Raw genomic sequence first — 6,626 nt, 5'->3', positions numbered from 1 at the left:
GTCAGAAGGTCAGCGACCGACTGCCCAGTCCGGCGACACCGTCGCGAACGAACGCGGCCCAGGAGCGTCGGACGCGGGCCGCGACCCGAGGATCGGGCTCCTGACCGCCGAGCATCATCGCGTCCGACCACGAGCCGCTGAACAGGAACGGCAACTCGATGGAGTGGCACGCCCCGAGCAGACCGGTCCGCGGCGCCCACCCGAACACGTACTGCGCCGCGGCACCGCCCGCGTCGGTCCATTGCGCGGCGAGACCCTGCGCCGACCGGCCGAACACCGCGTGTGTCACCCGTCGAACGACAAGGCGATACACAGCCCGACCGAGGAATCCGGCGCGGGTCAGACGTTCGGCGCGGGGGTCGAGCAGGACGTAGGGAGACGCGTCTTCGCTGGTGTGACCGATGAACAACTCGCATCGCTGCGCGACCTCGGCGAGGCGGGCGGCGGCCGTCTGCTCCGCAGGCAACGGCGCGATCCCCATCCGCGTCCCGAACGGCAGCGCACCGACGGACTTGTATGACGACGCCACGACGGCGAGTTCGCGCTGCGCGGTGAGGATCTCGTCGGTGGATGCGGTCGACGGGTCACCCAGCAACCCGCCCAGCCGGGCGCGCAGCGCCTCGACCATCTCGGTCCGGCCGACCCGCAACCCCAGCGGCGCACTCTGCACGATGGCGCGCTGATACAGACCATCCGCGTCGGCCGCCAGCATCATCGACACCACGGCGTCTCCGCCTGCGGAATGACCGGCGATCGTGACCCGGTCGGGATCGCCGCCGAACGCCCCGATGGACGCCCGCACCCACCGCAGCGCAGCGATCTGGTCATGCAACCCGAGGTTGTCGTGGTCGTGGCCGGGCGGCGTGAGGTACCCCAGGACGCCGAGCCGATAGGTGACGCGAACGACCACGATCCCCTCCCGCGCGAGATCGTCGGCGTCGTACTGCGGGGCCTCACCGGCACCGGACACGTACGCGCCGCCGTGAAACCACACGAGCACCGGGTGATCGTGGGCGTCGGCCATGGCGGTCACCGACACCACCTGGCAGTCCTCCGACTGGCCGAGGTCCGCCCCGACCGCTCCGGCCACGGTGTCGAGCCGCGACGGGTCCTGCGGCGCCGCCGGGCCACGGTCCACCGCAGGACGCGGCCCGGTCCACGACGGCACCGGGCGCGGGAGGCCGAAACGGTCGGCCGTGGCGTACGGGATCCCCCGTGCACGGACCACGCCGTCGTCGACGGACACGGTGATCGGCCCGGCCGGGGTGGTGATGGTCGTCTCGTGAATCGCGCGCTCGGTCATACCGATGCGGGGAGTTCGCTGCCGGACAACAGGATCGACGCGATCAACTCCGGGTTGTCGCCCATGGGCACGTGGCCGACACCGGGTACCGAGATCAGTCGCGCATGCGGGAAGTGGTCGAGCACGTTGTGGCGATTGCGGTACGGCAGGATGAGGTCGCGCGTGCCCCAGGCGACCGTCACCGGCACGATCGGTGACGTCAGCGCGGGCAGCGGGAACGTTCCGTCGACGCCGCCGGCCAGGGTGGTGTTGGTCAGCAGCGAGTTCAGGTCGACGATCGCGGCCTCGTACGACACCCGGCTGGGGTGGGCGAAGAACGGCGCCAGCGACGGATAACGGACGAACCGGCTGCGGAACGCGGCCGGCGCACGTTTCCCGAGTCCGGCGGCGGCGGTCCGCAGGATGGCGAACTTGGTCAGGCTGCGCGCCTGCGCGGCGGGTCCGTTCCAGAAGCCGGCCGGCGACAACGCGGTCGCCGAGGCCACCTCGCCGCGCGCGGCGAGACACATCGCGAGGTAGCCACCCAGTGAGTTGCCCGCGACGTGCACGGGTCCGTCGGACGCCTCGAACTCACCCACCAGCTCGGCGAGACGATCGGTGAACTGCAGCAGGCGCTGCGCACCGAAGACGTCGAGATCGTCGGACTCACCGTGCCCGGGGAGGTCGACGGTGACCACGCGGCGGTACGGGGTGAGCAGATCGAGAACCGGGTCCCAGGCCTGGCGCCGGTGCACGACCCCGTGCACCAACATCAACGTCGGACCCGCACCCGCCACGTCATATCGCAATCCCATGCTCGGAACTGTAGCGACGAGCCCGACCCTTGCTCCCACGCCGGCGAGGGTCAGCCGAGAATCGTCTTCCGATCGGTGTGGAAGAAGGTGATCGCGGTGGCCGCGGCGCACAACGCGCCGGCGCCGAAGAGGACGTAGCCGTCGTCGATGATCGTGCCGACGATTCCGCCGAACGCGGCGCCGGCGATGAAACCCGCGTACAGCAGGGTGTAGCCGAGCCAGTCGTACATCGTGCCGCCACCGCGGGCATGCCGTTCGATGCCCTGCCCGAGTTTGACCAGGGTGCCGGTGACGTAGCTCAACGGGATGGACACCTCGCCGTTCTTGACGAATGCGGCGTTGAGCGCCCCGACGGAGAACGCGACGATGACGATGGGGACGTAGGTCACGTCGTTGCCGTCGAACCCGTTGAGGACGAGGTCGGTCATGCCCGCGGCGAACAGTCCGATGGTGGTGAGCACGGTGGCGCCGTGCGGATGGTTCTTCCAGAAGCGACGACGCATGTACATCGCGATGGCCACCCCCGAGACGAAGGCCACGATCAGGATTGCGGCGTTAAGCGCGGACGGGCCGATCACGCCACGGGATCGGGTTGTGTCGAATCCCTGCAGCACAGCACGTTCGGTGTTACCGGTCATGAAAGTGACGAAGTAGCCCTGGGAATCGAGGAACGCTGCCGCCCCGATCATGCCCGCAACCGCGGCGAGCAACCAGGACAGGCGGGCTTCGGAACCGGTCGCATCTTCTTTTGTGATCATTATTGTCGGATTTTATGCGACCGACCGCCGGTCGGCATGGCAGAGATCAATTGATCTAGGTCTCAGTAGGCCGCTGCCTCATTCGTTCTCGCCCACTCCTTCTCCGCATCGGAGCGAGCCGGTGGCGGCACCAGTCCGTTGATCATCCAGAGTTCCTCGCTGGTCTCGTCGATGTGGAACTCCCAGTGCAACCCGTCGTGGCGTTCGAGATACGGGGCCAACACATCTCCGACCCACCTGGCGGTTCGGCGCCGACTCGCCGAGTCGGGCAGATGCCTGGCGATGTGGGCGATCTCGACCCGCGCGCTGAGCGGCGCCGAGACCCCGCCGACGAAGAAGTCGGCGGCGGTCACCTCGCGGAAGATCACGACCACGTAGAACCTCGGCAGTCCGACCTTCTCGTACCGGTCGGTGATCTCGCCGGCGAGCGAGGCCTTGTCGTCGTCGGTGAAGACTCCCGGTGAATGGTGGATTGTCCAGAGTGGCATCGGTTTTCTCCTGGTCGGGTGACGGGTCAGTGCGCGGAGGTGAACGTGAGGTTCTCGACCGGGCCGGCGAGCATCGCCTTGACCGCGACGGTGGTGTCGTCGGCCAGCACCTCGACCTGCCCAGCCTCGAGCCCGTCGAGGATGCGAGCCGCGATCACCGCGGGCGAGGTCTTCGGCAGCCCGATGTCGGAGACCATCTCGGTGTCGATGAAGCCGGCGTGCACACCGAGGACGTGGGTGTTCTGCTCCGCGAGTTCGGCGCGCAGCGAGTTGGTGATCGACCAGATCGCCGCCTTCGATGCGCCGTAGGCGCCGCTGCCACCGAGCCACGACAGCACCGAGTGGACGTTCACGACGGCACCGCCGCCGTTCGCGGCCAGTATCGGGGCGAACGACCGGACGACCCGTAACGGCCCGAAGGCGTTGACGTCGAACGTGTCCTGGACATCGGCGAGGTCGCCGGTCAGCAGGGGCGCCGGGAGCAACACACCCGCGTTGTTGATGACGATGTCCACGTCACCGGCGATCCCCGCCAGCGCGTCGACCGACTCCTGCGAACGCACCTCGAGCACCGCGGTCGTGACCGCCGGCCGCGGGTCGTCGAACGCCGTGCGCGCCGTGGAGTAGACCGCCCGCGCCCCACGCGCGAGCACCTCGTCGACCACCGCGGCACCCAGGCCGCGCCGACCCCCGGTCACCAGAACCACTGCGCCCTCGATCGATGTCATGACTCAACTCCCTCTGACTAATGTTATCGTTAGTCAGAAGTCTAGGCATCGCCGCCTGGCTAACGCAAGCGTTAGTTATAGTGTGGTCATGCCCATGGAGTTCGAGACGCGTCTGGCCGACCGCGGTCGGTGGCGCGCCGATGCGTGTTCGGCGGCCATGGTCCTCGACCTGCTCGGTACCAAGACCGTCTTCCTCGTGGTCCGCGAATGTTTCTACGGCACGACACGATTCGAGGATTTCGTCGAACGGATCGGGGTCTCGGCACCCGCGGTCTCCCGCGCCCTGCGGCAGTTGGAGTCGGCAGACGTCATCGCGCGGACGCCCTACCGCGAGGCGGGTGCACGCACGCGCGACGAGTACCGCCTCACCGCGGCGGGCGAGGACCTGTTGCCGGTGCTGCTCGCCCTGGTGCAGTGGGGTGACACCCATCTGCAGGACGGCAGGCCACCGCTGCGGTTCGTCGCCCGCGACAGCGGGGACGAGATCCGCGTGTGCGTGACGGCCGATCATGCGCGAGAAGTCGACTCCGACGACATCGCGATCCGGGCTGCCCGTTAGGCATCTATGCTGCTGTGCCCCGAGCAGTCAGTCCGTTGCGGTTGGGTGATCGGTCTCGACGAGTTGCGTGGCCAGTTCGACCAGTTTGACGTTGCTGTCCTGCGACAACCGGCGCAGCAGCTCGAAGGCCTGCACGGCGTCGATGCTGAAACGCTCCATGATCATGCCCTTGGCCTGTCCGATGATGTCGCGGCTGGCCAACGCACTGTTGAACTGGATGTTGCGCTCGCTGGCGATCCACGCGTTCGCGGCATGGGCGGCGAAGATCGCGCCGATCTCCTCCACGTCCTCGCCGAAGTTGCCGGGAGCACGTGAGTACATGGTCAGCGACCCCAGGGTCTCCGCCGCGGTGTACAGCCGGAACGACAGGATGGCTCGATACGGGATGGCGTCGCGGGCCTCGGCGACGTAGGCGGGCCACCGCGTCTCGGTGTCGAGGTCGTCGACCCGGACGATGGGTTCGTCCCACGCAGCCGCGAGGCACGGACCCTCGCCGTGTTTGACCTGGATCTCGTTGTGGCGGACGGCCAGCTCGTCGGTGGCGACCTCGGTCTTGAGCTCCGCGCGGCCGGATGTCACCGAGATGCTCGCGGACTCGACGCCGGGCACGTTCTGCACCGCCCCATCGACCACGTCATTCAGGACGTCGTCGAGCGACCGATCCTTGGCCGTGTGCAGGCGCCGAGCCAACTCGGCGATCGCACGGTGAACGTTCTGGTCGGGAGCTACGTCGCTCATGGGCCAACACCTTCCATCTCACATCACGGCACGCCCGCGATCACACCTTTGTGGGTTCCACCAACGAGTGGACGAAGGCCATCTTCTCCAACACCCGCGCGGGCAGCACAAACGGGTACAGATCCTGGTGGCCCATCGACCGGTTGATCTGGTTCAGCGACCACGACAGTGGCAACCACAACTCGATTATCCGCTCGAATCCCACCTCACCGGGCAGCGCGCTGTCCAGCGTCGCACCGGCGGGGGCCATCGCGAACGCCGCGGCCGTGTCGAGGGTGTCGCGGATGTGGAGGTAGTGGGCGAAGGTCTCGGCCCAGTCCTCCGCGGGGTGCATCGTGGCGTACGAGGAGACGTAGTCGGAGTGCCAGTCGGACGGCGGGCCGTCGTTGTAGTGCCGGTCGAGGGCGGCCTGGTAGTCGTCGTCAGGATTGCCGAAGAGTTCCTCGAAGCGCGGCCGGTGGTCGCCCGCCCCCACCAACACCGTCTGGAAGTAGTGGCCGATCTCGTGGCGGAAGTGGCCGATCAGGGTGCGGTACGGCTCGTCCATCGACACGCGCAACTGCTCACGGTGCACGTCGTCGCCCTCGGCGAGGTCGAGCGTGATCAGACCGTTGGCGTGGCCGGTGATGACGTTTTGCTGCTCGCTGGAGAGCAGGTCGAAGCCCAGCCCGTTGTCCGGATCCTCGACGCGGCCCACGATCGGCAGTTCGAGTTCGGTGAGTTCGAGGATCACCCGACGCTTGGCCGCCTCGGCCTCGGCGAACTTCTCCAACGCGTCGGCGTCGTCGTCACCGGGCCGGGTCCGGGTCAGGCGGCACGATTCACACAGTGCGTCGTTGCCGGGACCCTTGGCCACCATCCAGTTGCAGGCCGCAACCTTGTTGTTCGCACACCGAATCAGTGTGGTGCCCTCGATTTCGGGCTCCTCCGAGGCGTCGAACGAATAGATCGTCCTCGTCGGGAGGTGGAACCCGAGATGACTCGAACACTTGAGACACAGTGTGTTCTCGAAGGAAAGCTGTTGACCACATGTGCGGCAGACGAAATCACGCATTTACCAGGCTCCTTGACGGTGACGGCATCGCTCCGTCGGCAACTCGGGCTGCGTCCACCCGCGCACAGCGCGGGCCGATCACAAAGGCACCTCGGCACCTACTCGACCCGACACCCGCCCACAATCCTTGCCCGCGGCGAGTCCGGAGAGCAAATCCGTGCTCACGCGGACATCGCGCCCCGTAGGTTGAGGGGCGTACCGCAT

Annotated in this window: 8 protein-coding genes; 1 reads left to right on the top strand and 7 read right to left on the bottom strand. The window is 67.6% G+C overall.

The annotated features are described in order from the left end of the window. Nucleotide 1: 1 nt before the first annotated feature. The 5 genes from JHC79_RS13810 to JHC79_RS13790 all read right to left on the bottom strand — a co-directional run bounded on the left by JHC79_RS13810 (nucleotide 2) and on the right by JHC79_RS13790 (nucleotide 4,071). On the bottom strand, nucleotides 2-1,303 hold the full coding sequence (locus tag JHC79_RS13810; RefSeq protein ID WP_296391702.1) for a carboxylesterase family protein: 1,302 nt from the start codon (nucleotides 1,301-1,303) through the stop codon (nucleotides 2-4). Next, nucleotides 1,300-2,097 (bottom strand): alpha/beta hydrolase, encoded by a 798-nt coding sequence (locus tag JHC79_RS13805; RefSeq protein ID WP_296391700.1) that lies wholly within the window; start codon nucleotides 2,095-2,097, stop codon nucleotides 1,300-1,302. The genes JHC79_RS13810 and JHC79_RS13805 overlap by 4 nt, the downstream gene beginning before the upstream one ends. Before the next feature lie 50 nt (nucleotides 2,098-2,147). Beyond that, nucleotides 2,148-2,855 (bottom strand): YoaK family protein, encoded by a 708-nt coding sequence (locus JHC79_RS13800; RefSeq protein WP_296391698.1) that lies wholly within the window; start codon nucleotides 2,853-2,855, stop codon nucleotides 2,148-2,150. Between the two features lie 62 nt (nucleotides 2,856-2,917). Continuing rightward, on the bottom strand, nucleotides 2,918-3,343 hold the full coding sequence (locus JHC79_RS13795) for a tautomerase family protein (protein ID WP_296391696.1): 426 nt from the start codon (nucleotides 3,341-3,343) through the stop codon (nucleotides 2,918-2,920). Nucleotides 3,344-3,369: 26 nt separating this feature from the next. Beyond that, a complete protein-coding gene (locus JHC79_RS13790; protein ID WP_296391693.1) occupies nucleotides 3,370-4,071 on the bottom strand; it encodes an SDR family oxidoreductase in 702 nt (233 codons plus the stop codon). Between the two features lie 94 nt (nucleotides 4,072-4,165). Here JHC79_RS13790 and JHC79_RS13785 point away from each other — a divergent pair, with 94 nt between their 5' ends. Beyond that, the gene (locus tag JHC79_RS13785) at nucleotides 4,166-4,630 is read left to right on the top strand and encodes a helix-turn-helix domain-containing protein (RefSeq protein WP_296391711.1); all 465 of its coding nucleotides are present in this window, start codon (nucleotides 4,166-4,168) and stop codon (nucleotides 4,628-4,630) included. 27 nt (nucleotides 4,631-4,657) lie between these two features. Here JHC79_RS13785 and JHC79_RS13780 read toward each other — a convergent pair whose 3' ends face one another. Together JHC79_RS13780 and JHC79_RS13775 are read right to left on the bottom strand one after the other, a co-directional pair. Beyond that, nucleotides 4,658-5,368 carry a GAF and ANTAR domain-containing protein gene (locus tag JHC79_RS13780; protein ID WP_296391691.1) on the bottom strand — a complete coding sequence of 237 codons (711 nt, stop codon included), beginning with the start codon at nucleotides 5,366-5,368 and terminating at the stop codon, nucleotides 4,658-4,660. A 40-nt stretch (nucleotides 5,369-5,408) separates the two neighbouring features. Next, nucleotides 5,409-6,422 (bottom strand): putative zinc-binding metallopeptidase, encoded by a 1,014-nt coding sequence (locus JHC79_RS13775; RefSeq protein ID WP_296391690.1) that lies wholly within the window; start codon nucleotides 6,420-6,422, stop codon nucleotides 5,409-5,411. Nucleotides 6,423-6,626 lie beyond the last annotated feature (204 nt).

It is taken from the genome of Williamsia sp. (genome assembly GCF_016462415.1).
Lineage (GTDB): Bacteria > Actinomycetota > Actinomycetes > Mycobacteriales > Mycobacteriaceae > Williamsia_A.
This window is presented reverse-complemented; position numbering and strand designations above follow the sequence as displayed.

Coding starts and splice junctions, on each gene's coding strand:
- JHC79_RS13805 (WP_296391700.1), bottom strand. CDS start 2,097: ATGGGATTGCGATATGACGTGGCGGGTGCGGGTCCGACGTTGATGTTG.
- JHC79_RS13780 (WP_296391691.1), bottom strand. CDS start 5,368: ATGAGCGACGTAGCTCCCGACCAGAACGTTCACCGTGCGATCGCCGAG.
- JHC79_RS13775 (WP_296391690.1), bottom strand. CDS start 6,422: ATGCGTGATTTCGTCTGCCGCACATGTGGTCAACAGCTTTCCTTCGAG.
- JHC79_RS13785 (WP_296391711.1), top strand. CDS start 4,166: ATGGAGTTCGAGACGCGTCTGGCCGACCGCGGTCGGTGGCGCGCCGAT.
- JHC79_RS13800 (WP_296391698.1), bottom strand. CDS start 2,855: ATGATCACAAAAGAAGATGCGACCGGTTCCGAAGCCCGCCTGTCCTGG.
- JHC79_RS13810 (WP_296391702.1), bottom strand. CDS start 1,303: ATGACCGAGCGCGCGATTCACGAGACGACCATCACCACCCCGGCCGGG.
- JHC79_RS13795 (WP_296391696.1), bottom strand. CDS start 3,343: ATGCCACTCTGGACAATCCACCATTCACCGGGAGTCTTCACCGACGAC.
- JHC79_RS13790 (WP_296391693.1), bottom strand. CDS start 4,071: ATGACATCGATCGAGGGCGCAGTGGTTCTGGTGACCGGGGGTCGGCGC.